The organism is Rhizobium sp. TH135 (assembly GCF_002855515.1).
Classification (GTDB): domain Bacteria; phylum Pseudomonadota; class Alphaproteobacteria; order Rhizobiales; family Rhizobiaceae; genus Allorhizobium.
Window position 1 is genome coordinate 288,006 of the sequence record NZ_PKRP01000002.1, and the last position, 23,347, is coordinate 311,352.

Annotated in this window: 20 protein-coding genes; 9 read left to right on the forward strand and 11 right to left on the reverse strand. The window is 62.1% G+C overall.

Annotation, left to right across the window (positions count from 1 at the left end):
• The first annotated feature begins 72 nt into the window (after positions 1–72).
• A complete protein-coding gene (locus tag C0V73_RS06460) occupies positions 73–777 on the forward strand; it encodes an SDR family oxidoreductase (RefSeq protein WP_102019182.1) in 705 nt (234 codons plus the stop codon).
• Positions 778–963: 186 nt separating this feature from the next.
• Positions 964–2,295 (forward strand): DUF2778 domain-containing protein, encoded by a 1,332-nt coding sequence (locus tag C0V73_RS06465; RefSeq protein ID WP_102019183.1) that lies wholly within the window; start codon positions 964–966, stop codon positions 2,293–2,295.
• An 86-nt stretch (positions 2,296–2,381) separates the two neighbouring features.
• Here C0V73_RS06465 and C0V73_RS06470 read toward each other — a convergent pair whose 3' ends face one another.
• The gene (locus C0V73_RS06470; protein ID WP_102019184.1) at positions 2,382–3,167 is read right to left on the reverse strand and encodes a DUF4394 domain-containing protein; all 786 of its coding nucleotides are present in this window, start codon (positions 3,165–3,167) and stop codon (positions 2,382–2,384) included.
• A 263-nt stretch (positions 3,168–3,430) separates the two neighbouring features.
• On the opposite strand from C0V73_RS06470, the gene C0V73_RS06475 reads away from it, so the two are divergent.
• Entirely contained in the window at positions 3,431–3,982 is a 552-nt protein-coding gene (locus C0V73_RS06475) for a sigma-70 family RNA polymerase sigma factor (RefSeq protein WP_102019185.1), read from the forward strand.
• The gene (locus tag C0V73_RS06480) at positions 3,979–4,686 is read left to right on the forward strand and encodes an anti-sigma factor (protein WP_102019186.1); all 708 of its coding nucleotides are present in this window, start codon (positions 3,979–3,981) and stop codon (positions 4,684–4,686) included. Before C0V73_RS06475 ends, C0V73_RS06480 begins: the two co-directional genes overlap by 4 nt.
• 43 nt (positions 4,687–4,729) lie before the next feature.
• Here C0V73_RS06480 and C0V73_RS06485 read toward each other — a convergent pair whose 3' ends face one another.
• The 7 genes from C0V73_RS06485 to C0V73_RS06515 form a co-directional block, all read right to left on the reverse strand.
• Positions 4,730–6,535 carry a methyl-accepting chemotaxis protein gene (locus tag C0V73_RS06485; RefSeq protein ID WP_102019187.1) on the reverse strand — a complete coding sequence of 602 codons (1,806 nt, stop codon included), beginning with the start codon at positions 6,533–6,535 and terminating at the stop codon, positions 4,730–4,732.
• A 277-nt stretch (positions 6,536–6,812) separates the two neighbouring features.
• A complete protein-coding gene (gene edd, locus C0V73_RS06490) occupies positions 6,813–8,630 on the reverse strand; it encodes a phosphogluconate dehydratase (RefSeq protein WP_102019188.1) in 1,818 nt (605 codons plus the stop codon).
• Between the two features lie 122 nt (positions 8,631–8,752).
• The gene (gene pgl, locus C0V73_RS06495; RefSeq protein WP_102019189.1) at positions 8,753–9,451 is read right to left on the reverse strand and encodes a 6-phosphogluconolactonase; all 699 of its coding nucleotides are present in this window, start codon (positions 9,449–9,451) and stop codon (positions 8,753–8,755) included.
• A gap of 11 nt (positions 9,452–9,462) precedes the next feature.
• Positions 9,463–10,935 carry a glucose-6-phosphate dehydrogenase gene (gene zwf, locus C0V73_RS06500; RefSeq protein WP_102019190.1) on the reverse strand — a complete coding sequence of 491 codons (1,473 nt, stop codon included), beginning with the start codon at positions 10,933–10,935 and terminating at the stop codon, positions 9,463–9,465.
• Between the two features lie 86 nt (positions 10,936–11,021).
• Complete coding sequence (locus tag C0V73_RS06505) at positions 11,022–11,405, reverse strand: hypothetical protein (protein WP_102019191.1); 384 nt, start codon at positions 11,403–11,405, stop codon at positions 11,022–11,024.
• Between the two features lie 2 nt (positions 11,406–11,407).
• Positions 11,408–12,694 carry an FAD-binding oxidoreductase gene (locus tag C0V73_RS06510; RefSeq protein WP_102019192.1) on the reverse strand — a complete coding sequence of 429 codons (1,287 nt, stop codon included), beginning with the start codon at positions 12,692–12,694 and terminating at the stop codon, positions 11,408–11,410.
• A gap of 13 nt (positions 12,695–12,707) precedes the next feature.
• Complete coding sequence (locus C0V73_RS06515; protein ID WP_102019193.1) at positions 12,708–14,144, reverse strand: glutamine synthetase family protein; 1,437 nt, start codon at positions 14,142–14,144, stop codon at positions 12,708–12,710.
• Between the two features lie 122 nt (positions 14,145–14,266).
• Between C0V73_RS06515 and C0V73_RS06520 the strand changes: the two genes are divergently transcribed.
• The 3 genes from C0V73_RS06520 (at position 14,267) to C0V73_RS06525 (ending at position 18,576) form a co-directional block, all read left to right on the forward strand.
• On the forward strand, positions 14,267–15,448 hold the full coding sequence (locus C0V73_RS06520) for an NAD(P)/FAD-dependent oxidoreductase (RefSeq protein WP_102019194.1): 1,182 nt from the start codon (positions 14,267–14,269) through the stop codon (positions 15,446–15,448).
• A gap of 172 nt (positions 15,449–15,620) precedes the next feature.
• Positions 15,621–15,770 carry a hypothetical protein gene (locus C0V73_RS23050; protein ID WP_172450079.1) on the forward strand — a complete coding sequence of 50 codons (150 nt, stop codon included), beginning with the start codon at positions 15,621–15,623 and terminating at the stop codon, positions 15,768–15,770.
• 280 nt (positions 15,771–16,050) lie between these two features.
• The gene (locus C0V73_RS06525; protein WP_245407895.1) at positions 16,051–18,576 is read left to right on the forward strand and encodes a HAMP domain-containing methyl-accepting chemotaxis protein; all 2,526 of its coding nucleotides are present in this window, start codon (positions 16,051–16,053) and stop codon (positions 18,574–18,576) included.
• A gap of 55 nt (positions 18,577–18,631) precedes the next feature.
• On the opposite strand, the gene C0V73_RS06530 is transcribed toward C0V73_RS06525, so the two are convergent.
• The gene (locus C0V73_RS06530) at positions 18,632–18,853 is read right to left on the reverse strand and encodes a hypothetical protein (protein WP_102019196.1); all 222 of its coding nucleotides are present in this window, start codon (positions 18,851–18,853) and stop codon (positions 18,632–18,634) included.
• An 89-nt stretch (positions 18,854–18,942) separates the two neighbouring features.
• On the opposite strand from C0V73_RS06530, the gene C0V73_RS06535 reads away from it, so the two are divergent.
• Positions 18,943–19,818: a LysR family transcriptional regulator gene (locus C0V73_RS06535; RefSeq protein ID WP_102019197.1), complete on the forward strand. Its 876-nt coding sequence runs from the start codon at positions 18,943–18,945 to the stop codon at positions 19,816–19,818.
• Between the two features lie 103 nt (positions 19,819–19,921).
• Here C0V73_RS06535 and C0V73_RS06540 read toward each other — a convergent pair whose 3' ends face one another.
• Both C0V73_RS06540 and aceA read right to left on the reverse strand, forming a co-directional pair.
• Positions 19,922–20,170, reverse strand: a complete 249-nt coding sequence (locus tag C0V73_RS06540; RefSeq protein ID WP_102019198.1) for a hypothetical protein — start codon at positions 20,168–20,170, stop codon at positions 19,922–19,924.
• Positions 20,171–20,298: 128 nt separating this feature from the next.
• Entirely contained in the window at positions 20,299–21,588 is a 1,290-nt protein-coding gene (gene aceA, locus C0V73_RS06545) for an isocitrate lyase (protein ID WP_102019199.1), read from the reverse strand.
• Positions 21,589–21,827: 239 nt separating this feature from the next.
• On the opposite strand from aceA, the gene C0V73_RS06550 reads away from it, so the two are divergent.
• The gene (locus tag C0V73_RS06550) at positions 21,828–23,255 is read left to right on the forward strand and encodes a helix-turn-helix domain-containing protein (RefSeq protein WP_102019200.1); all 1,428 of its coding nucleotides are present in this window, start codon (positions 21,828–21,830) and stop codon (positions 23,253–23,255) included.
• Positions 23,256–23,347: the final 92 nt, after the last annotated feature.

A 23,347-nucleotide genomic window follows, 5' to 3' on the forward strand; every position in this document is an offset into this window, starting at 1 on the left:
CCTTCAGCTTTTCTGACTGGACATCACCGAACGGACCTCCGATCTTCCGGAAACAGAAAAGGGAGAGCATGCATGTCCAGTGAAAAGGTGGCCATCGTCACAGCAGGGGGAAGCGGTATGGGGGCGGCCGCTGCAAGGCGTCTCGCCGCAGATGGCTTCAAGGTCGCCATCCTGTCGTCCTCCGGCAAGGGTGAGGCGCTTGCCGCCGAGCTCGGGGGCTTCGGCATCACCGGTTCGAACCAGTCTCCGGAGGATCTCGCACGCCTCGTTGACGGCACGATGGAGCGCTATGGCCGCGTCGACGTTCTGGTCAACAGTGCCGGCCACGGACCGCGCGCGCAGATCCTGGAGATCACCGACGAGCAGTGGGCGAGGGGCATGGATGTTTACCTGCTCAACGTCATCCGCCCGACCCGTCTCGTCACCCCGATCATGCAGGCGCAGAAGTCCGGCACAATCATCAACATCTCCACCGCCTGGGCCTTCGAGCCCTCCTCGATGTTCCCGACCTCCGCCGTCTTCCGCGCAGGCCTCGCCTCCTTCACCAAAATCTTTGCCGATACCTATGCGGCTGAAAACATCCGGATGAACAACGTGCTCCCGGGCTGGATCGACAGCCTGCCCGCGACCGAGGAGCGTCGCGATGGTGTTCCAATGAAGCGCTACGGGACGAGCGAGGAGATCGCCGCCACCATCGCCTTCCTGGCATCTGATGGCGCCGCCTACATCACCGGCCAGAACCTCAAGGTCGACGGCGGACTAACCCGTCACGTTTGAGACTGTTTCGAACGCCGCGCCCGGAATGTGACAAGAAACCTCCGGGCGTAAACCTCTTGGTTACCAAACTTCTTCATTCTTTAGGACAGTCGACAGGACGACCTTGCGGTTGCCTGTCCCAGTAAAGTCGGTTTCCGCTGTTAGGCGGTCGGCTCTCCAGAGTTTTGGTAAGCGAGTTCAAGTATCATGGCGTCCTCGACCCTGAAGGTCACCGGTGGCGATCGTGCCGCCGTTCAAAAGACGAAGTCGCGCAGGAAGACGCGCGGCTCCAGCCTGCCGACGGTCTTGGGCATCTCACTCGCCTGCCTCTTCTGGGGCACCGCGAGCCTCGCTGTCTTCAAGGGGCTATCATCCTCCACCATCCAGGCACCGGCAATTGCAGGTCACAGCCTGCCGAAGCCGGATCTTGCTCTCGTCAAGCCGGTCCCTTCGCAGGCGACGCCGGCAAAAGCCGCGAACCTTGCGGCTCTCGAAGAGATGCACAATCGCTTCGCCGAGGCGATGGCCGCGACCGACCATCTCGGTCTTCTCATGCTCCCGGCCGCCATGCGGCTTGCAGAAGTCGATAAGTCTGACCGGCTGCTCCTCGCACGCGTCGAAAGTGTGACTGGCTCCCAGGCACTCGCCGTTCTGCGCGACGCCCTTCTGCAGGCAGAGGCAGGCCGCCAGCAGGCGGCCCTCGCAACAGCAGCCGGTGAGCGCCGCAGCGGCGTCGATGACATCGATCCGGTCGTCACTGCGTCAATCCCGAGCGATACGACAGCGGCCACCCCCGTTGCGCTCGGCTATGCCGCCGTGCCTTCCGCGCCTGAGATGATGGCAGCCGCGGATCCGCGTGAAGAGCCCTTCCAGGAGCTCTTGTCCGAGCCCGCGGCCGAAGATCACGGTGCTCTTCCGGATGATGGCCCGCTTCCCGGCGCCAAGCCGCAGTCCAAGCCCCGTGTCGAGCGCGTGCCGGCCCCAGAGGCCCCAGCTGCTGCCACGGCGCCGGAAAAGCCGAAGAAAAAAACACTGATGGACATGCTGGCCTATGCCAAGCCCGACAATCCGGTGACCACGGATGACGGGGCAGGCGGCATCTTCCAGCGCAAGAACAACCTGCCGGGTCCCGGAAGCCGGATCGCCGTCTATGTTATCGAAGATTCCGTCGTCCATATGCCGAACGGCGAGAAGCTCAAGGCGCATTCCGGGCGTGGCCATATGCGCGACAATCCGAAGTTCGTGCATGTGAAGAACTACGGTCCGACCCCGCCCAACGTTTACAAGCTGCGCATGCGCGAAGCCCGCTTCCACGGCATCGAGGCGATCCGCATGAACCCGGTCGGTGACGCCAAGATGTACAATCGCGATGGCTTCCTGACCCACACCTATCTGCTCCGCCGCCGCGGCGACAGTTCGGGCTGCGTTGTCTTCGAAGACTACAATCGCTTCCTGAACGCTTACAAGCGCGGGAACGTACACACCTTGATCGTTGTCCCGAGCATGCGGGATCTGCCAAAATACATGGCGATGCTCTGACGAAAAGGCCTCCGCGACAGTGTCACGGAGGCCTTCTTGTTTTCAGCTCGGTTTCTTCAGGCCCCGCATCGCGGGGCCTGTTCGACTTACATCGCCGGGATCACGGTGATCGACTTGATCGCCGCCGGGGCGCCGGTGATGTCGCCGGCCTTCGTGGCTGCACCCGTCTCCAGGTTCACCGTGTAGAGGGCGCTGTCCGCGACCAGCCATGCGGTGTTCTTGCCCTCGGCGCCTGCTTCGATGTCGAAGGCGTAGGAGGTCGGGCTGCCTTCGATGCCGAGCTTGCCGATTGCCTTCAGCGTGCCGTCATTCGGCTTGGTCTGCTGGATGAGCGCACCGATCGTCGCGTCGATGTTGTACATCGCCGTCTTTTCCGGCTTGCCGACCGAGTTGGTATAGGCAGCCGCGACAGTGTTCGGGGTCTCGCCCTTGTGCATGTCGCCCTCTTCGAAGGCAAGGCTGCCGTCGACGGTCACTGCACCCGTGTCGGGATGGACGCGGTGGTTGGTCGTGCCGGTCATGTAGCGCAGGCGGTCAGCGGCCGGATTGAAGTTCACGACGACAGGCGCGTCACCGATGGTCAGCGGCTTGTCCATCTTGGCAAGTTCGGTCGCAGCGCCTGTTGCCGGATCGATGGTGACGATCACATTGTCTGCAGTCACGCCGACGATGGTCTGGTTGGCCGGGCGGTAGTCAATGCCGACGAGACGGTCAACGCCGGTGACATCCATCGACTTGGAGACTTCAGGCTTGGCTGTGTCGAACATGACAAGGGTCTTGTCACCGGCGAGACCGACGACCTGGGCGGCCTGCGCTCCGAAGGCCGTAAGGGCGGTGGCGGCGGCAAGGCTGAGGATACGGATGCTGGTCATGAAAACTCTCCCATTTGAATGGCGGTGGCACCGGTCTGGTGCCTCCTGATCCCTAGACACACGGCAGCTGCGTTTTGGATGCAGCGCCCGGAAGATTTTTTTCTGCTGCATCCAGAAAGGCGCCTCCGGTGTCTTGTGAATGAAGGAGAAAAGCGATGGATGTGACGATGACAGCGAGCGGCTCCTCCATTGGTGCGCGCGGGGCAGGTTGCCAAATCAGGCGTGCGAGCTACTTTCCGCACAGGACCTTGGAAGGAAGCTGGATGGGGAATGAGCAAGACGAGCTCGGCGCAGCGCTGAAAGCCTGTGCCGCCGGTGATCGCAAGGGATTGGCCGTCATCTACGAAAGCGAGGCGGCGCGCATGGTGACGGTCGCCGAGCGCATCCTGCGCCGCCACGATCTGGCAGAGGAAATCGTCCAGGAAGCCTTCCTGCAGATCTGGAACAAGGCCTGGCAGTATGATCCCTCTCGGGGCTCTGCGCGCGGCTGGATATTCTCGATCGTCCGCTCGCGCTCGCTCAATGCTCTTCGAGACGGTGGCCGGGAGGATCTGGCCGAAACCGACAGTCTCGAGCGCCTGCAAGATGAGGGTGCCGATGCGCTCTATCACGATCTTTTCGATCAGCTGGATACCGCAAGCCGCCTGCGCACTTGCCTCGGACGATTGGACGGCCTGCGCCGCAAGACGGTGATCATGGCCTATGTCTCCGGCTACAGTCACGGCGAGATCGCCGGTCGGCTGAAGCTGCCGCTCGGAACCGCGAAGGCCTGGATCCGGCGTTCACTCTCGGCCTTGAGGGAGTGCATGGCATGAGCACCTGGTACACGCTTGCCGAACGCGCAGACGCCTATGTCCTCGGCCTCGTGGATGAAGCCGAGCGACGTGCGATCGATGCGGAAATGGAAACGGATGAAAACCTCGCCCGCGCCGTCGGTGAGGCGCGCGATCGTTTTCTCGAACTCGACCTCGTCGGACCGACAGCAACAGTATCAGCCGATCTGTGGACCCGGATCGAGGCGCAGCTCGGACCGCAGCAGCGCCCGGCTCTGAAGTCGGCCCCACCATCCGCCGTCAACGACAACCGCCTTGCCTGGTGGCGCGGTGTCGGCATGTCGGCGGCGGCTGCCTCTCTGCTGCTCGTTGGCGCCTTGTCCTATACGCTGGTCACACGCTCCGAGCCGCAGGTCATCGCGATCCTGATGGATGCCGCAGGCGAACCTGTCGTGATGATCGAGGATTTCGGCAACGACACCGCGAAGGTGACGCCGCTCTCCGATGTATCGGTAGCGGCAGATCAATCTCTTCAACTCTGGACCTTGCCCTCGAAGGATACCGGACCCGTATCGCTCGGTGTCCTCGATGGCTGGCGCACCGCAACGGTCGATGGCCCCGACCTGCCAGGCCCGCTGGAGGAGCAACTCTACGAGATCACCGTGGAGCCTCTGGGCGGATCGCCGACGGGCAAACCGACCGGCCCAATTCTCGGCAAGGGATTTGCCAAAACGCCAAGGCCTTGAATGGACGTCGCGCCCGCCGAAGCGAGCGCGACCGGTTTTGGGCTCAGAATTCCTGCCACTCGTCCTGCTTCAGCGCGGCATTGCCGTGTGTCGGTGCCGGTCGCCCGGCTGCACGACGAGGTGCAGCAGTCACGGCTGACGGAGCCGCCGGAGCATGGGCTCTTGCCGCACCGTGGGACGCCGCTGCTGGCGCATGCTGTCCGGCATAATGTTTGCCGAGCGTGAACCGCGAGATGAACTGACGCAGTCGCTGGGTCTCTGTCGCCAGTGTCGCGCTCGCAGCGTTGGATTCCTCGACCATCGCGGCGTTCTGCTGGGTCACCTGGTCCATCTGGTTGACGGCCGAGTTGACCTCGGAAAGGCCGGTTGCCTGTTCGCGGGCCGAGCTTGCGATTGCCTGCATGTGATCATTGACCGCGACGATGTTGTCCTGGATCGTCTTCAGCGCCTCGCCGGTCTCGCTGACCAGCTTCACGCCGTTCTTGACCTCTTCCGACGAGTTGCGGATGAGTTCCTTGATCTCCTTTGCCGCCTGCGCCGAGCGCTGGGCGAGCTCACGCACTTCCTGGGCGACAACCGCAAAACCCTTGCCGGCTTCACCGGCACGTGCTGCTTCGACACCGGCGTTCAACGCCAGCAGGTTGGTCTGGAAGGCGATTTCGTCGATCACACCGATGATGTTCGAGATCTGGTTCGACGACTGCTCGATGCGGGCCATCGCGCCCACGGCTTCGGCCACGATCTGGCCGGAGCGGGTGGCGCTGGTGTCGGCTGCCTGGGTGGCGTGACGGGCTTCCTCGGCACGCTTCGACGCGTTGTTGACGTTGACAGTGATCTGGTCGAGCGCGGCTGCCGTCTCTTCCAGCGATGCCGCCTGCTGTTCGGTCCGCTTCGACAGGTCCTCGGCGCTGGAGCTGATCTCACGGCTGCCACTGTCGATCTGGTCGGTCGACTTTGCAACGGCACCGAGGGTGGTTGCCAGCTGCGTCACGGCTTCGTTCAGATTGGTCCGTAGGGCTTCGAAATCCGTGGCAAAAGGTTTGTCGAGAGTGAAGCTGACGTCACCATGGGCCATGCGTCCCAGCGCATCGCCGATGGTATCGACCGCGTGTACGCGTTCGGTCACATCGGTTGCGAACTTCACCACCTTGGTCACGCGACCACGATCGTCGAGGATGGGATTGTAGGAGGCGTTGATGACGACCTTCTTCCCACCCTTGCCATAGCGGGTGAACTCGGCCGCCTGAAACTTGCCAGCCCGCAGGTTCTTCCAGAACTCAGCATAGTCCGGCGACCTCACATATTCGGGATCGACGAACAGGCTATGCTGCTTGCCCTTGATCTCGTCCATCCGGTAGCCGAGGGCGTCGAGGAAGTTCTGATTGGCCGAAACGACCTCGCCTTCTGGCGTGAACTCGATGATCGCCTGAACGCGGCTAATGGCTTCCATCTGGTTTTGGTAATCGAGGTTCTGGAGGCGCTCCTTGGCATTCGCCCATTCGACGACGAATCCGGTGGTCTTGGCCCCATTCTTCAGCGGCGTGACGATCAGGTCGAAGGCTCGGTGCCCGACCCAGATGGTTGCCTTGTGCTGGTTCTTCAGGCTCGACAGCATATTGCGCTGATGGCTTGGGTCCTTGTGGAAGATGTCGATATTGCTGCCGATAAGCTTGTCGAAGTCGAAGCGCGGCAGTTCCTTCTTCAGGTCGCTTTCCGCTTCCTTCAGAAGCGCCTTGGTGGCGGTGTTCATGTAGCGGATGTTGAGCTTTTCGTCGGCGATCATGATGTTCGCGGTGATGACTTCAAGCGATTCGAGTTGCGAGCGGGTGTTGCTGGACATTCCAAACATATTGCCTTGGTCCTTTGGCCAATTTCCTGCTTCAGAAACCGGACCGCGCATTCAAAAGGTAGACAAAGGGCGAGGATGCTGGTGCAGGATCGTCAATTTGTACAACTTGTTGATATCGCGTGTGTTTCTGCAACAAGATATACAAAATTAGAAGTGTCGAATGTGTTAATGTGGCGCGTACCGGCACGCCTCTACACGAAATTGGTGCAATAAAGCGCATACAGAAAAGGCCGCGATCGCTCGCGGCCATTGAAGTTATTCTTATGAACTGAGACGCTTAGAACAGGACGCTGGCACCCTGGTCGGCTGGACCTGCGATACGCCGGAAGCTGGCGAACAATTCGCGTCCCATGCCGAACTCGTTGTCGTCGAGATTGATCGTGGCGAGTGGCCGTGCGTTGAACTCGGCGGCGTCGACCAGAACTTCAAGCGTGCCTGCAACAGCATCCAGCCGCACCATGTCACCGTCCTTGATCTTGGCAATCGCGCCGCCGTCGACAGCCTCGGGCGTCAGGTGGATCGCTGCCGGGATCTTGCCCGATGCGCCGGACATGCGCCCGTCTGTGACGAGAGCCACCTTGAAACCGCGGTCCTGCAGCACGCCGAGCGGCGGCGTCAGGCGATGCAGCTCCGGCATGCCGTTGGCCTTCGGACCCTGGAAGCGCACGACGGCAACGAAGTCCTTCTCCAGCTTGCCGGCCTTGAAGGCATCCTGAAGCGCCTGCTGGTCGTTGAAGACGATCGCAGGGGCTTCGATGACATGACGCTCCGGCTTGACGGCAGAAATCTTGATGACCGCCTTGCCGAGATTGCCGGTCAGCATCTTCAAGCCGCCATTCGCCTGGAATGGCTTGTCGATCGTGGTGAGGACCTTCGGATCGGCACTCTCCTCAGCGGACGGCGCGCGATGCACCGTGCCGTCCTCGGCAAGCTTGGGGTCGATGGTGTAGGCGGCGAGACCCTGGCCGTAGACGGTGCGCACATCGTCATGCACGTAACCGGCTTTGAGCAGCTGCTTGATCAGGAAGCCCATGCCGCCAGCGGCGTGGAAGTGGTTCACGTCGGCAAGCCCGTTCGGATAGACGCGGGCAAGCAGCGGCACGATGTCGGAGAGTTCCGAAATATCCTGCCAGGTGAGCTGGATGCCGCCGGCACGGGCCATGGCGATCAGGTGGATCGTGTGGTTGGTCGAGCCGCCCGTCGCATGCAGACCGACCACGCCGTTGACGATCGAGCGTTCGTCGATCATCTCGCCGGCCGGTGTGAACTCGTTGCCGAGCGCGGTGATGGCGAGCGCCCGCTTGGTTGCTTCCTTGGTCAGCGCGTCACGCAGCGGCGTGCCCGGATTGATGAAGGAGGCGCCGGGCAGATGGAAGCCCATGATCTCCATCAGCATCTGGTTGGAATTGGCTGTGCCGTAGAAGGTGCAGGTGCCCGGGCCATGATAGGACTTGGATTCGGCTTCGAGCAGTTCGGCGCGGCCGACCTTGCCCTCGGCATAGAGCTGGCGGATGCGCGATTTCTCGTCATTCGGCAGGCCGGAGGTCATCGGTCCAGCCGGAATGAAGACGGCCGGCAGGTGCCCGAAGGTGAGGGCCGCGATCATCAGCCCCGGCACGATCTTGTCGCAGACGCCGAGATAGACGGAGCTGTCGAACATGTTGTGCGACAGGCCGATGGCTGCCGACATGGCAATTGCATCGCGCGAAAAGAGCGAGAGCTCCATGCCCGGCTGGCCCTGGGTCACGCCGTCGCACATCGCCGGAACGCCGCCCGCCACCTGGGCCACTCCACCCACTTCGGATGCCGCCTGGCGGATCATCGCAGGATAGGTCTCGAAGGGCTGATGCGCCGAGAGCATATCGTTATAGGCCGTGATGATGCCGAGGTTCGGCACGACATCGCCGGCAAGCGCTGCCTTGTCCTTGGGGGAACAGACGGCAAAGCCATGGGCAAGGTTGCCGCATGACAGCGTCGATCGGTGCACGCCCTTGGAAATGGCACGACGTGTGCGGTCGAGATAGACTTCGCGTGTCGGCTTCGATCGCTCGACGATCCGCTTGGTGATGGCTTCGATGCGGCTGTCTGCACTCATGAGATATGGCTCCTCATCTGGCGCGGGCGCTCAAGGCACATATCGCGCAAAGGCCTCCTCGGCCGTGAAACTCGTCTTATGCGCATCACCTGCCGAAAGCTCCGGCAGGCGAGGGCTCTCCCTCAGGGCGCCCAGTAGATGTCGGTGGCTGTCTGGGCCCGTTCAAGAACGGCCCGGATCGGCATCTCTGCCTCGTCCGTGCCGGCAAGCGCCTTGTCCAGCACAGCTTTCTTTTCTGCACCTTCGATATGCACGACCAGCAGGCCGGCATCATGAAGAGCGGAGAATGACAGCGTCAGGCGGGCTTCGCCCGCACCTGGCGCTTCCATGGTCATGACGCGGCGCGGCTGCTTCAGATCGAGCGCGGCGTCCAGGTGGTCGCCGCCGGGAAAGAACGAGGCGGTATGACCGTCCGTGCCCATGCCGAGGATCGCAACGTCGAAGGGTTTCGTCATGCCGGGCACGATGCCGGAGGCCGTCTTTGCAGCCACCTCGATCGTCGCTTCCGGACGGTAGAGCGGCACGAACTCTGCCGCTTCAGCCGCATTCTTCAGAAGATGCGTCTTCACCAGCAGATGGTTCGAACGCGGATTGTCTTCGGGCACGAAACGTTCGTCGACCAGCGTCACCTTCACCTTGGCCCAGTCGAGGGCCCGCGTCGACAGAGCCTCGAAGAAAGCCTTGGGCGTCGAGCCGCCGGAGACGGCAAGCGTCGCTTCGCCGCTTCGTGCAATCGCTGCGGACAAGGCCGAAGCGACCGCATCAGCGAGGCCAGCTGCAAGAGCCGCTCCGCTTTCGAATGTCTTCATCTGATGCGCCATAGATCCCGGCCTCAGTCGTTTTCATGCCAGGTGCGGCCGTCACGCTCGATGAGCGCAATAGCCTGGCTCGGACCCCAGGTGCCGGACGTGTAGCCCTGCGCCCGCTGGCCAATCTCTTCCCAGGCCTTCAGGATAGGATCGCACCAGTTCCACGCCGCCTCGACTTCGTCGCGGCGCATGAACAGCGTCTGGTTCGAGCGGATGACGTCCATCAGCAGGCGTTCATAGGCGTCCGGATTGCGGACGTCGAAAGCCTGGGCGAAGCTCATGTCGAGCGACACGTGGCGCAGGCGCATGCCGCCCGGACCCGGATCCTTGATCATCAGCCATTGCTTGACGCCTTCGTCGGGCTGCAGGCGGATGACGAGCTTGTTGGCCTCGATACGGCCGGCAGCATCGCCGAAGATCGAATGCGGGATCGGCTTGAAGGCGATGACGATTTCCGACATGCGGGTCGCCAGACGCTTGCCCGTGCGCAGGTAGAAGGGAACGCCGGCCCAGCGCCAGTTGTTGATCTCGGCCTTGATCGCCACGAAGGTTTCCGTGTCGGAGGCCGAGCCCAGCTCTTCCTGATAGCCGTTGACGGCACCGCCGGCGGAAGCGCCAGCGCGATACTGTCCGCGCACCGTGAGCTTCTCGACATTGGCCTCGGTGATCGGCTTCAGCGAGCGCAGCACCTTGAGCTTCTCGTCGCGAACGCCCTCGGCATCCATCGAGAAGGGCGCTTCCATGGCGACGAGGCAGAGCAGCTGCAGGATATGGTTCTGCACCATGTCACGCAGCGCACCGGCCTTGTCGTAATAGGTCACGCGGCCTTCGAGGCCGACGGATTCGGCGACCGTAATCTGTACGTGGTCGATATGGGCGGAATTCCACAGCGGCTCGTAGAGCGCGTTGGCAAAGCGCAGCGCCATCAGGTTCTGCACCGTCTCCTTGCCGAGATAGTGGTCGATGCGGAAGATCTGCTCTTCCTTGAAGACCTTGCCGATCGTGTCGTTAAGGATCTGCGCCGAGGCGAGATCCCGGCCGATCGGCTTTTCGACGACGATGCGGGTCGACTTGGTGATCAGCTTGTGGTCGCGGATCTTGTCGGCGATATCGCCGAAGATCGACGGCGAAACGGCAAGGTAGAAAGCCCGCACGATGTCCTTGCCCTGGTCGAGCAGCTTCTTGAGGTCTTCCCAGCCCTGATCCGACTTGGCGTCGACAGGGATGTAATAGATGCGCTCGAGGAACTTCGCGACTTCGGCCTCGTCGAGCTCTTCGGCCTTCAGGTGCTCGTGCAGGGCATCGAGCGTGAACTTCCGGTATTCTTCATGTGTCATCGCCGTGCGCGAAGCACCGATGATACGGGTCGGTTCCGTCAACTGGCCCGCGAGCTGGCGATGGAACAGGGCCGGCAGAAGCTTCCGCTCGGCCAAGTCGCCGGTGCCGCCGAAGACGACATAGTCAAAGGGTTCAACGGGGATGATCTGGCTGCTCATGCGGCATCTCTCGTTCGGCAATCTGGTTGGACCGGTTCTAATCTAATCGATTTAAAAAAGCCACCCTCACGGCAGCGATTTTGTCTTTACACGGCCTCGAAGCCCTGTGCGAGCGCCGTTCTGCGACAATGAATCACACGCCCGGATGACGGCGGCGCGATGCCGAGGCCACAGAGAACACCAAACAGAAGTATGTAAGCCAGTCTGCGGAAAGGGCTAATCCTGCCGCCGTGCCCGGCTTCCTCGACTTCGATCAACAATTCCGCGGCCTCGCCTGCCTGCGACGCGGGGACCAGGATCGGAATGCCACCTAGCGCGGTCGCAAGGTGTGAGTAGTTGTTGATCAGATGGATCGGCTCGGCCGCGATGAGGATGCCATGCGCGGCAAGGAACGAGCGTGTCACGCCAAACTCGGCGGCGTTGAACACGGTCGCGACGCGCACCAGTTCATCGGCCTGCCGATCTGCCATTCTCAGAAACGGTCTCGAAGGGCATACCAGGTAAGCGCCAGGAACAGCAGCGGCTTGCGTAGGCTGGCACCTCCGGGGAACGGCGGGATCTTCAGGTCCTTCAACAGCTCGAGTTCCCGCGCATTGCCGGCCACCATGTCGGCATACATCTTGCCGCAATAGTTGGAGAGCATCACGCCGTGCCCCGAATATCCCGCAAGCGAGGTCACGCCCGGCATCACGTCCCGGGCGAAAGGCTTGCGCGGCAGGGTGATGCCAACAGAGCCACCCCATCCATGAGTAATCTCGATCGTCTTCAGATCCGGATAGATTTCGGCAATCTGCCGGCGGATATGGCTGGAAATATCCCGCGGGCTGTCCGCCGTATAGGCCTCGCGCCCGCCGAACAGCAGCCGCCCGTCGCGGCTCTTGCGGAAGTAGCGCACCACGAAGCGGCTGTCGGCCACGGCCTCTGAGCCGCGCAGCACCTGCGGGAAGCGGTCGAGCGGTTCCGTTGCCCCGATGAAGGACCGGATCGGCATGACATGGGCCGCCGTCACCGGCTCCAGATTGCCGATATAGGCATTGGTCGCGATCAGCAGGCGGTCCGCAGTGATAGTGCCTTTCGGCGTCTCGATGATGGTCTTGCCACCAGCCTGGCGGATCGCGCTTGCTGGCGTCATCTCGTGGATGCGAGCCCCGGCGGCCGCCGCGACCTTCGCCAGGCCAACCAGCAGTTTCAGCGGATGGATATGCCCGGTGCCAGTATCGCGAACGCCAAAGTGATAGCGCGTGGAGCCCACACGATCATGCGTTTCCTCCCGGTCCATGAAGGAGACATGCGGATAGCCGTAGCGCACCGCCATGATCTCGGCCTCGTGCCGGTAGTCGGATTCGCCGTTCCGCTTGTGCGAGACATTCATCTGCCCGGGCAGATATTCGATGTCGATGCCGTGCTGTTCGGCAAAATCGAGCAGGTAGTGCTTGGCATTCTCCGCCAGATCGAACAGCGCCTTGGAACGCTCGAAACCAAGCTCGGCCTCCAGCTCAGCCGGCCAAGCCCGCTGGCCGGTACCGAGCTGGCCGCCATTGCGCCCTGAAGCGCCATCGCCGAAGCGGCTGCCCTCGATCAGCACGACGGAAACACCAAGCCGTGCGAGATTGTAGGCCGCCTGCAGCCCCGTGAAGCCGCCGCCGATGATCGCGACGTCGGCCGTAACCGAGCCGTCAAGGGCCGGATATTCCGGCCGCTCACCAACGCTCGCCTGATACCAGGAGATCCCCGGTGCAATCGGGCTTTGCCATGTCATCGGATTGCTATCCTCATACGTTCAGCAGGAGGAATTCGCGTTCCCACGGGCTGATCACCTGCATGAAGGTCTCGAACTCGCCGCGCTTCACACCGGCATAAAGACCGATGAATTCGGGCCCGAAGACCTCGTTGAAGTCGGCTTCACCTTCGAGCAGGGCGACCGCTTCCAGGAGGCCGCGCGGCAGATCGACAGATCCCTCATTCGCCGAACCCTCGGCTGCCGCCGTCGGCTCGATCTCCTTGATGATCCCGAGATAGCCGCAGGCGAGCGAAGCCGCGAGTGCGAGATAGGGATTGGCATCCGAACTCGGCAGACGGTTTTCGACACGCCGTGCGGCGGCATCCGAAACCGGCACGCGGAAGGCCGTCGTGCGGTTGTCATAGCCCCAAGCATTGTTGACGGGGGCCGCCATGTCGGGCGTCAGGCGGCGATAGGAATTCACGTATGGCGCCAGCATCACCAGCGAACTCGGCACGTATTTCTGCATGCCGCCGATGAAGTGGAAGAACTCCCGCGAGGCAGAGCCATCGGGGTTGGAAAACACGTTCTTACCGGTCTTGGCATCGACCACCGACTGGTGGATATGCATCGCCGATCCCGGCTGCCCCTGCATCGGCTTGGCCATGAAGGTGGCATAGATCCCGTGCTTGAGCGCCGCCTCGCGGATCGTGCGCTTGAACATGAAGACCTGGTCGGCAAGCTCGATCGGATTGCCATGGCGAAGGTTGATTTCCAGCTGTGCCGGCCCTTCCTCGTGGATCAGGGTATCGATCTCGAGCCCCTGCTTTTCCGAGAAGTGGTAGATGTCGTCGATCAACTCGTCGAATTCGTTGATGGCCGCGATCGAATACCCTTGGCCACCGATGATCGAGCGACCAGAGCGGCCCTTCGGCGGATGCAGCGGATAGTCCGGGTCGTCGTTCATCGCGACGAGATAGAACTCGATTTCCGGCGCGACGACCGGCTTCCAGCCCTTTTCGTCATAAAGGCGCAGCACGTTTTTCAGAACGTTGCGCGGCGTATAGGAGACGTTCTTGCCGTCGACATCGACGATGTCGCAGATCACCTGCGCCGTCGGATCGGTCTCCCATGGCACGACGGAAAGCGTCGAAAGATCCGGCAGCAGCTTCAGGTCGCTGTCGCGCGGCTCATAGCGGAAGTTCTCCGTCTCATCAGGATATTCGCCCGAAATCGTATGACGGTAGAGTGCCGAGGGAAGCGCCAGCGACGTGTTCGATGTGAATTTCGACGACGGCATCATCTTGCCGCGCGGAACGCCGGCAAGGTCGGGCGTGATGCATTCGATGTCTTCGATGCCGCGAGCGCGCAGCCAGGTTGCCGCTTCCTTCCAGCTCGAGACGCCGCGCTTCGATCCGGGATCCGGCGGGATGGCCGCTTTCTTGGAGGGCGCGTTCTGGGGTCTCAGCATGGACTTCTTCGCGGGCATGTCTCACCGGTTGGTTGTTAATGAGGGCCATCATAGCCAGACTTTGGCCTTTGGCGAGGGGGACGCGTTGACTTTGATCATAAGTTTGTCGAGACAGGCGGCAGATCCCCGGGAGCAGTATCATGGCCAGGAAGTATGACGTCGCGATCATCGGAGCCGGTGCCGCCGGCATGATGGCGGCATTCACGGCAGGTCGGCGCGGCCGTTCCGTTGTCGTGCTCGACCATGCCAAGGCCCCGGGCGAGAAGATCCGCATCTCCGGCGGCGGGCGCTGCAACTTCACCAATATCCATGCCGCGCCGAAGAACTACATCTCGCAGAACCCGCATTTCGCCAAATCCGCGCTGGCCCGCTACACGCCCGCAGATTTCATCGCCATGGTCGATCGCCACAAGATCGCCTGGCATGAAAAGACGCTCGGCCAGCTGTTCTGCGATGACAGCGCGAAAGACATCATCCGCATGCTGCTGGAAGAAATGCGCGCGGTACATGTCGACCTGAAACTCTCCTGCGAGATCTCGGATGTCGAGAACGGCCCAGACGGCTTCCGTCTGTCCACGAGCGAAGGCCCTATCCATGCGGCAAGTCTGGTTATGGCATCGGGCGGCAAATCGATCCCGAAGATGGGCGCGACCGGCTTCGCCTATCGGATTGCCGAGCAGTTCGACCTGCCCGTGACCGACACCCGGCCGGCGCTGGTGCCGCTCACGCTCGAACCCAATCTGCTCGGCGAATTGTCGGAGCTCTCGGGCGTCGCCGTTGATGCCGATGTCTCCTGCAGCAAGACCCGGTTCAACGAGGCGCTACTCTTCACCCACCGAGGCTTATCCGGCCCCTCGATCCTGCAGATATCGAGCTATTGGCGCGAGGGGGACGAGATCCTGCTCTCCCTGGAGCCGGGCGTGGATTTCCTCGAACACCTGAAGGCGGCGAAGCGCGAAAACGGCCGCCAGCAGGTCCAGACGGTGCTTGCCCAGCATTTGCCCAAGCGCCTCGCCCAATATCTCGCGGAGACTGCCAAGCTGGAGCGTCCGCTCGCAGATCTCCCCGACAAGGCCTTGTCATCGCTTGCCGAGCGCATTCGCCGCTGGCCGATCAAGCCGGCGGGTTCGGAAGGCTACCGCACGGCGGAAGTGACCCTCGGCGGCGTCGATACGAATGCGCTCGACAGCCGGACGATGCAGGCGAAAACCATGCCCGGGCTCTATTTCATCGGCGAATGCGTCGACGTCACGGGCTGGCTGGGCGGCTATAATTTCCAGTGGGCCTGGGCTTCAGGCCATGCCGCCGGCGAAAGCGTCTGATCGTCTCTCCCGCTCCGGGCAAGCTTTCCTTGGTAATTCAGGACTTGTTAACATGCGTCGGTCATCCTGCCTGAATGCCGGTGTGACGTCCCCAGATGTCGCGACATGAGGTCTGGCCGGCAAACGCCCGCAAGGGCATGACCTTCCCTGGCCGCATCAAGGACCGCGCCCCATGAACCATGAGACCCGCAAGCCCCGTGCCATCGCCATTGCCGCAACCCGTGCCCGTGACGAAGAGCGCGCCCGCTTTCGTCAAGTGACCATTCTCTGCCTCTATGCCGCAAGCGCCGTTGCCGCTCTCGCCATCGGTCTCCTCGGCTAATTCCAAGCTTCAGATGAACTGCAGGCGGCCCGCGTGCACCCTGACGCATGCGCCTAGCCGACCTGCTCGCATGCTCAGCGCCGATGAAGCGCTAGCCTCGTCCCGTCTTGGCTGTCCTCTCCCGCGCCGGGACCCTCCCACCACCTTAACTCCGTCTTGAGACTTTTACTGCAACCCTAGTCTTCGGAGTGGAGTGTAGACGGCGCCGATGCTGATCGGTGCTGTCAATTTTGAGGGGCATGCGCCGCGAGCGCAGCACCTTGTTGTTGGAGGAACTGTTTTGATCGACCATATTCTTTCGCGCTTTTCGATTTCGACCAAGGTGCTGGCTTTTGTGCTTCCCTTCGTCTTTTCGATCACCGCTGTCGGTCTGATGGGGCTCTATGCGTCCGGCCTCCTGCAGCAGCGCATGGAGATCTCCAACGGCACCATGCGGTCGCTGAACGGTTTCAAGAACGTCACCGCCGCAATGACCCGCTTCCTCGACCAGACCTCGGAGGAAACGCGCAGCGTCGTGATCTCCGAACTCTCAGGCCAGCAGGCAACACTCAATCAGAATATCGCCGAAATCGGCAGTGACGGCACGGGCCGTAATTTCCTCGACGAGGCAATCGCCGGCACGGGCAACGTCAACCAGAAGATCGACACGCTCTGGCAATTGCACGAGGCCGAGGTCAAGCTCGCCGCCGCCATTCAGGAACATCTCAAGGGCCTGATGGCTCAGCAGATCCGCGTCTCCGATGAGGCACAGAAACTGCAGCGTGCCGTGCTTGGCGGTGAAAACGACGCCAAGAGCGCGCTCAAGGAGGCCGATCGCCTCTCGGCCGCCGCGCGCCAGCTCGCAGACGTCAGCAAGGGTTACTTCTCCGCCGGCTTGCCGGAGGCCCAGTTCCCCTATCTGCAAAAGCAGGTGCCGGAACTGGTCAAGACCCATCGCAAGATCGCCAATGCGCTGCCCCCCGAACACAAGGGCATGGGCAAGGAGCTTCAGACGGCGATCAACGAGATCAAGAAGGTGGTTGGAGCAGGCGACACCAGCATGGAAGCTGGCCGCGCTGTGGGCAGCATCCTCGCCCGCTTCCGCGGTTTCCAAGATATTCTGCAGGAGAGCGCCGCTACCAAATACGCCGAATCCGTCCAGAAATTCGCAGCGGTCGAGACTGGTGCCGTGCAGGCAGCCGATATCCTCGTCGGCAGCCGTACCCTGATTGCCGATGTCTACGATCTGCGCATCATGACCGCGACCTTCCTCAATGTGAAGGACGACAAGACCCGCGAGCCGATTCTGCGCCAGATCAAGCTGATCGGCGACAATCTCACGGTGCTCGGCGGCAGCATCTCCGACAAGGCCTTCTACGACAGCCTCACCGCAGCCATCACACCGTTGCTGGCCAACCTGACGGCCGACACGGAAGGTCTGGTGAAGACCAGCGCCGAGCGCATCGCGAGCTTCGATGAAGCAAGCCGCACCATGGATTCGATCTGGGCATCGCTGACCTCTTTCGCGGACCTGCAAAAGGACGTCGCCGGCACCGAACGCCAGGAGGCGAACCGCCTGTCGATCGGCACCATGATCGCCGGCGTCGTGCTCGCCGTGATCGGCGGCATCGCCCTTGTCATGACCCTCCAGCGCCCGATTGCCCGCATCACCGCCACCATGCAGCGGCTGGCCGAAGGTGACCTCGAGGCCGGCATTGCCGGCGACAAGCGCGGCGACGAAATCGGCGCCATGGCCCGCGCGCTCGCCGTCTTCAAGACCAATGCCCGCAGCAAGCTTGAGATTGAATCCGAGCGCCAGCGCGAGCAGATGGAGGCGGAAGCCGAGCGCCGCCGCAACGACGAGGAAAAGCAGGCGCTCGACCAGCAGATCGAACATGCGGTCGGCAAGCTTGCTAAGGCCCTGGAACGTCTCGCCAATGGCGATATCTCCTTTGAGATCGAAGGCCGCTTCCACGGTCGCCTCGAACAGCTGCGCAACGACTTCAACCTGTCGCTATCCCGTCTGCGTGATACGATGCACCAGATCTCCGGCAACGTTGACCAGATCCAGAACAACGGCCGCCAGATGGCCCAGTCGGCGCTCGATCTCGCCCGCCGCACCGAACAGCAGGCCGCCTCTCTGGAAGAGACAGCCGCCGCCGTCGATGAAATCACCGCCGCTGTCCGTTCGTCCTCGGAGCGTGCCGAAATGGTCAACGGCGTCGTCCGCGAGGCCAAGAAGAATGCCGATGAATCCGCTGTCGTCGTCGGCAGCGCCATTTCGGCCATGGGCCGTATCGAGGAAGCCTCGCGGCAGATCTCGAATATCATCGGCGTGATCGACGAGATCGCGTTCCAGACCAACCTGCTCGCTCTGAACGCAGGCGTTGAGGCAGCCCGCGCCGGTGAAGCAGGCAAGGGTTTTGCGGTCGTCGCTCAGGAAGTTCGCGAACTCGCTCAGCGCTCAGCCGGTGCCGCCAAGGAGATCAAGGCGCTCATCAATCGCTCGGCCGAAGAAGTGTCGAGCGGCTCCACCCATGTCCAGCAGACTGGCACGGTCCTGTCGCGCATCGGCGGCCAGATCGCGACGATCAGCGAACACATCGAGAAGATCGCCGAGACCAGCCGCGAACAGTCCGGCGCCCTGCACGAAGTCAACGGCGCCGTCGGCCGCATGGACCAGATGACCCAGCAGAATGCCGCGATGGTCGAGGAGGCAACGGCGGCCACCCAGGACCTCTCGGCCCAGACCGACGCTCTGCGCGATCTCCTGCAGCAGTTCCGGATTGAAGCAGAGCGCGGGCATTCTGTCGGCCGAGCTGCCTGAACCGAATGATGTGCAAGACTAGAAGCCCGGCGCATCGCGCCGGGCTTTTTCTTGGTCAAGCTTTCGCCAGATGGCAAGCGTGGTGGTCGATCGTAAGGGTCTCCTCCATCAGCTTTCGCGACCGCACTCGATCAAGAAGACGACGGCTGAGCCGCACCATCCGCTGCCACGGCGCCTCGCTGTAGCGGGCATAGAATTCATCCTCGGATAGCCGGCCACGCTCGCCGAACTCTTTCTGCAGTGAGGCAATGGCCAGAGCGACATAGGTTTCATGCATGACGGATCTCCTCTCGTTGATGCCGTCCTCTCTTTTAGTCTCCATATTTGGATGCATGAACGGACAAGAATGTGCTATGTATTTCATCCATGAAAGACATAGCCTGGGACGCCTATCAGCTGTTTCTCGCAGTCGCCCGTCAGGGCGGCCTGACTGCGGCTGCGGAAACCACGGGTCTGAGTGCAGCGACACTCGGCCGGCGCATGGTCGAACTCGAGCAGGCCCTCGGCCGCGAACTCTTCCTCCGCAGCCAAACCGGTTACCGCCTGACCAGTGACGGTAGCCAGTTGCTGGAGCATCTGGTCGAGCTTGAGGCGGGCAGCAGGCGCGTGGAGGAGTGGCGGCGCGGCACGGCTGGCCAGTCGCTGGTGCGCATCAGTCTCGGTACCTGGATCGCCTGGCTGCTCTGCCAGAACATGTCCTTGATCCGCACCCCGCGTGATGAGTTCCGCATCGACCTGCATGTCGCCGAACAGCGTGCCCGCCTCGCGCATCGGGAAAGCGACATTGGCATCCGCGCTTTTGAACCTGAGGAACCGAACCTCGCCGCAATAGCAGCAGGCGAGGTGGCCTATGCCGCCTACAAGGCGCGCAACAGGGAATGGATGGGACCGGAGCCCTGGGTTGCGATCGATGATGAGAACGCCGTCTCCGCCTATCTGCGCTGGCCGCGCCAGCAGGCGGCAGAGCAGATTGTTGCCACCGTCAATCGCCCGCGCTCGCTGAGGGATCTGGTGAGGGCAGGAGCCGGCATCGGCGTTCTGCCATGCTTCGTTGGCGATCTCGATCCAACCCTGGAGCGGGCGGGAGACGAGATATCCGACCTTCGCCACCGCCAATGGATCGTCATGAACAATGATGACCGCCATCGAAGCGATATCCGCACCGTTGCCGATCGCCTGGCGAAACTCCTGAAGTCTCACCGGGATATCCTGGCCGGCAAGCGTCCGAGCACCACCGGCTAAGGCCAAACGAAAAACCCGCACGACGACCGGTGCTCTCTAAAGAGGCGGCATCGTGCGGGAACCGGTCCGGAGGTCAGGTGCCGGACGAGGGATAGACTTCGGCTCAGGCGGCCTGATGGCTGCCCTGGGTCACGATGACGGGGATCAGCAGATCACCCCAGTTGCCGTCGCCACCATGATGGCGGGCGGAGCGAACGAGTTCGACCGAAACGCCGGCATCGACGGCCTTCATGATCGAATGGTTGAGACGGTGCAGGTCGTTTGCCAGCATGCGGATCATCGCCTGCTGATCGCTGCTCATGGCCGAGGACTGTTCTTCGGCGCGTTCCTTGACTCGGGTCTGGGGTGTCATGGCATTTCTCCTCTTGGTGTCAGGGGTTTTTGAACTGTTGATCTCGTGAAGCTCGGCCCCTCATCCGGCTGCCGCCACCTTCTCCCCGCTTGCGGGGAGAGGGTAGGGTGAGGGGCAATTGCCTCGGATTACTCGGCCGCCGGGCGGAACTGCTCGGTTTCGGTCGATTCCTTCATCGCGGTCGTCGAGGACTGGCCGGCGGTGATGGCAAGCGAGACGGCGTCAAAGTAACCGGTGCCGACTTCGCGCTGGTGCTTGGTGGCGGTGTAACCGTTGACCTCGGCTGCGAATTCCGCCTCCTGCAGCTCCGAATAGGCGGCCATCTGGCGATCCTTGTAGCCGCGGGCCAGTTCGAACATGCCGTAGTTCAGCTGGTGGAAGCCGGCGAGCGTGATGAACTGGAACTTGTAGCCCATCGCACCGAGCTCCCGCTGGAACTTGGCGATCGTCGCGTCGTCGAGATGCTTCTTCCAGTTGAAGGAAGGCGAGCAGTTATAGGCGAGCTTCTTGCCCGGATGGACCTTGTGCACAGCTTCGGCAAACTTGCGGGCCTGTTCGAGGTCCGGCTTGCCGGTCTCCATCCAGATCATGTCGCAGTAAGGAGCGTAGGCGATTGCACGCGCAATGCAGGGCTCGATGCCGTTCTTGACCTGGTAGAAGCCTTCCGCCGTGCGGCCGGCATCATAGTCGACGAAGGGCTGGTCGCGTTCGTCGATGTCGGAAGTCAGAAGCTTTGCAGCTTCCGCGTCGGTACGGGCAACGATCAGTGTCGGGACGCCCATGATGTCGGCGGCCAGACGGGCAGCCGTCAGGTTGCGGATATGGGCAGCCGTCGGGATCAGAACCTTGCCGCCGAGATGGCCGCACTTCTTTTCAGACGCGAGCTGGTCCTCGAAGTGAACGCCTGCAGCGCCTGCTTCGATGAAGGCCTTCATGATCTCGAAAGCGTTCAACGGTCCGCCGAAACCGGCTTCTGCATCGGCAACGATCGGTGCGAACCAGGTGTCGACGGAAAGGCCCTTGCCTTCCTGCGTTTCGATCTGGTCGGCGCGCTGCAGCGTGCGGTTGATGCGCTTGGCAAGCTCCGGTGCGGCATTCGCCGGATAAAGCGACTGATCCGGATACATGGCAGAGGCCGTGTTGGCATCGGCAGCAACCTGCCAGCCGGAGAGATAGATCGCCTTCAGGCCGGCGCGGACCATCTGCATGGCCTGATTGCCCGAGAGCGCGCCAAGCGCGTTGATGAAGGGCTCCTCGTTGATCAGCTGCCACAGGCGGTTCGCACCCATTTCGGCAAGCGTGTACTTGATCTCGACGGAGCCACGCAGGCGCTGCACGTCTGCTGCAGTGTAGGGACGATCAATGCCGTCATAGCGGCCCTTAGGGGCATTCGGAACGAGATTGTAAAATTCAGTCATGACGTGTCTCCCTGTCACTGCGCGGCGCTGACCAAGTGAAGTTCTTCGGGTTGCCTTGGTTGCTTCTGATGTGACTAGATTTACATCGCACTGCAAAATACAGCCAGAAAATTCGATAAAACAACGGGATGAAAGAGGTTAGGCTGTCTTGTCTTTGACAAAGCGCGCGTGTAAATTTGTAAATTCAGTCAAGACGAGTGAGGCGCCGGGTTCGGCAATTCTTGTAAAGGAGCTGTAAAGTGGCAGAGCGCAAGATCTTCGCAGGCCCGCGTGTCCGCCGTATCAGGAACGGCCTTGGCCTGACCCAGACAGCCATGGCCGAGGCGCTCGAGATTTCCCCCTCCTATCTCAATCTGATCGAGCGCAATCAGCGCCCGCTCACGGTCCAGCTGCTGCTCAAGCTCGCATCCGTCTACAAGGTTGATCTGGACGAACTGCAGGGTGAGGCAGGCGGCTCGACGAGCCAGTTGCGCGAAGTATTCGCCGATCCGCTCTTGTCGGGCGAACTCCCTGGCGATCAGGAGCTGATCGAAGTGGCCGAGGCCGCACCCAATGCCGCGAGCGGTATCGTCAAGCTCTACCGTGCCTATAGAGAACAAGCGGCACGCCTCTCTGATCTCGCTGATCTCCTCGCCCGCGAGGGGCACGAGACCTCTCTGTCAGGTGCCCGCCTGCCGATCGATGAAGTCCGCGAAGTCTTCGAGCGCCGACCGAATTATTTCGTCCGGCTCGACGAGGCGGCCGAGAGTTTCCACGCCGGTCTTGGCCTGTCAGCCGGGGATGATCTGGCCGTCGCCCTCAAGGCCTGGCTGCGCTCCACGCATGGCATTGTGGTGCGCGCGCTTCCCGTCCAGACCATGCCCTCGCTGCGCCGCCGCTACGACCGCCATTCCATGCGCCTCTTCCTTTCGGAGCGCTTGTCACCCTTCGATCAGCTGCGCGAGGTTGCCATGGAAGTTGTGCTTCTGGCGCTCGGCGAACATGTCCAGGCAGAGCTTGAACTCCTGGAGCTCTCCTCCGGCGAGGCGCGCCGCATCGCCCGCTTCGAGCTGGCGCGCTACACCGCGCATGCCCTGATGATGCCTTATGGCGCCTTCCTCTCGGCGGCCATCCGCGCCCGTTACGACATCGACGTGCTGCGTGCACGCTTCAATGTCTCCTTCGAACAGGCTGCGAACCGGCTGACCATGATGCAGCGCCCGGGTGCTACGGGCGTGCCATTCTTCATGATGGAGATCGACAATGCCGGAAACCGTTTCCGCCGGGCAGGCGCAGCAGGCTTTCCGCATTCGAAGTTCGGCGGCGGCTGTCCCAAGCTCAATGTCCATGCCGCTTTTTCCCAGCCGGGCCAGATTCTGGTCGAGCAAGTCGAGATGCCGGATGGTAGCGCCTTCCTGACCATGTCGCGCACGTTGGAGGGCCCGCAGGCAAGCTTCGGCGAACGTATCCGCCGCACGGCGCTGCTCGTCGGCTGCGATGCATCGAGCCGGGACGAGGTCGCCTATGCCGCCGCCCTTCCGGACCGCTCCGTGCCCGCAATCGCCATCGGCCCGGCCTGTCGTCTGTGCGAAAGGTCGGGCTGTCTCGCCCGTGCGGAGCCGCCGCTCACCCGGCCGCTCGGCCTCGACGAAATGGTCACGGGCCTCTCTGCTTTCGATTTCCAGTAAGTGAAATCCCCCCGATAAAGCATTCGCGACTGCGAAGAATTTCGCTTGTCGCCCGTCCAATTCCTTTCTAGTCTCTTAAAAAATAACGGGAA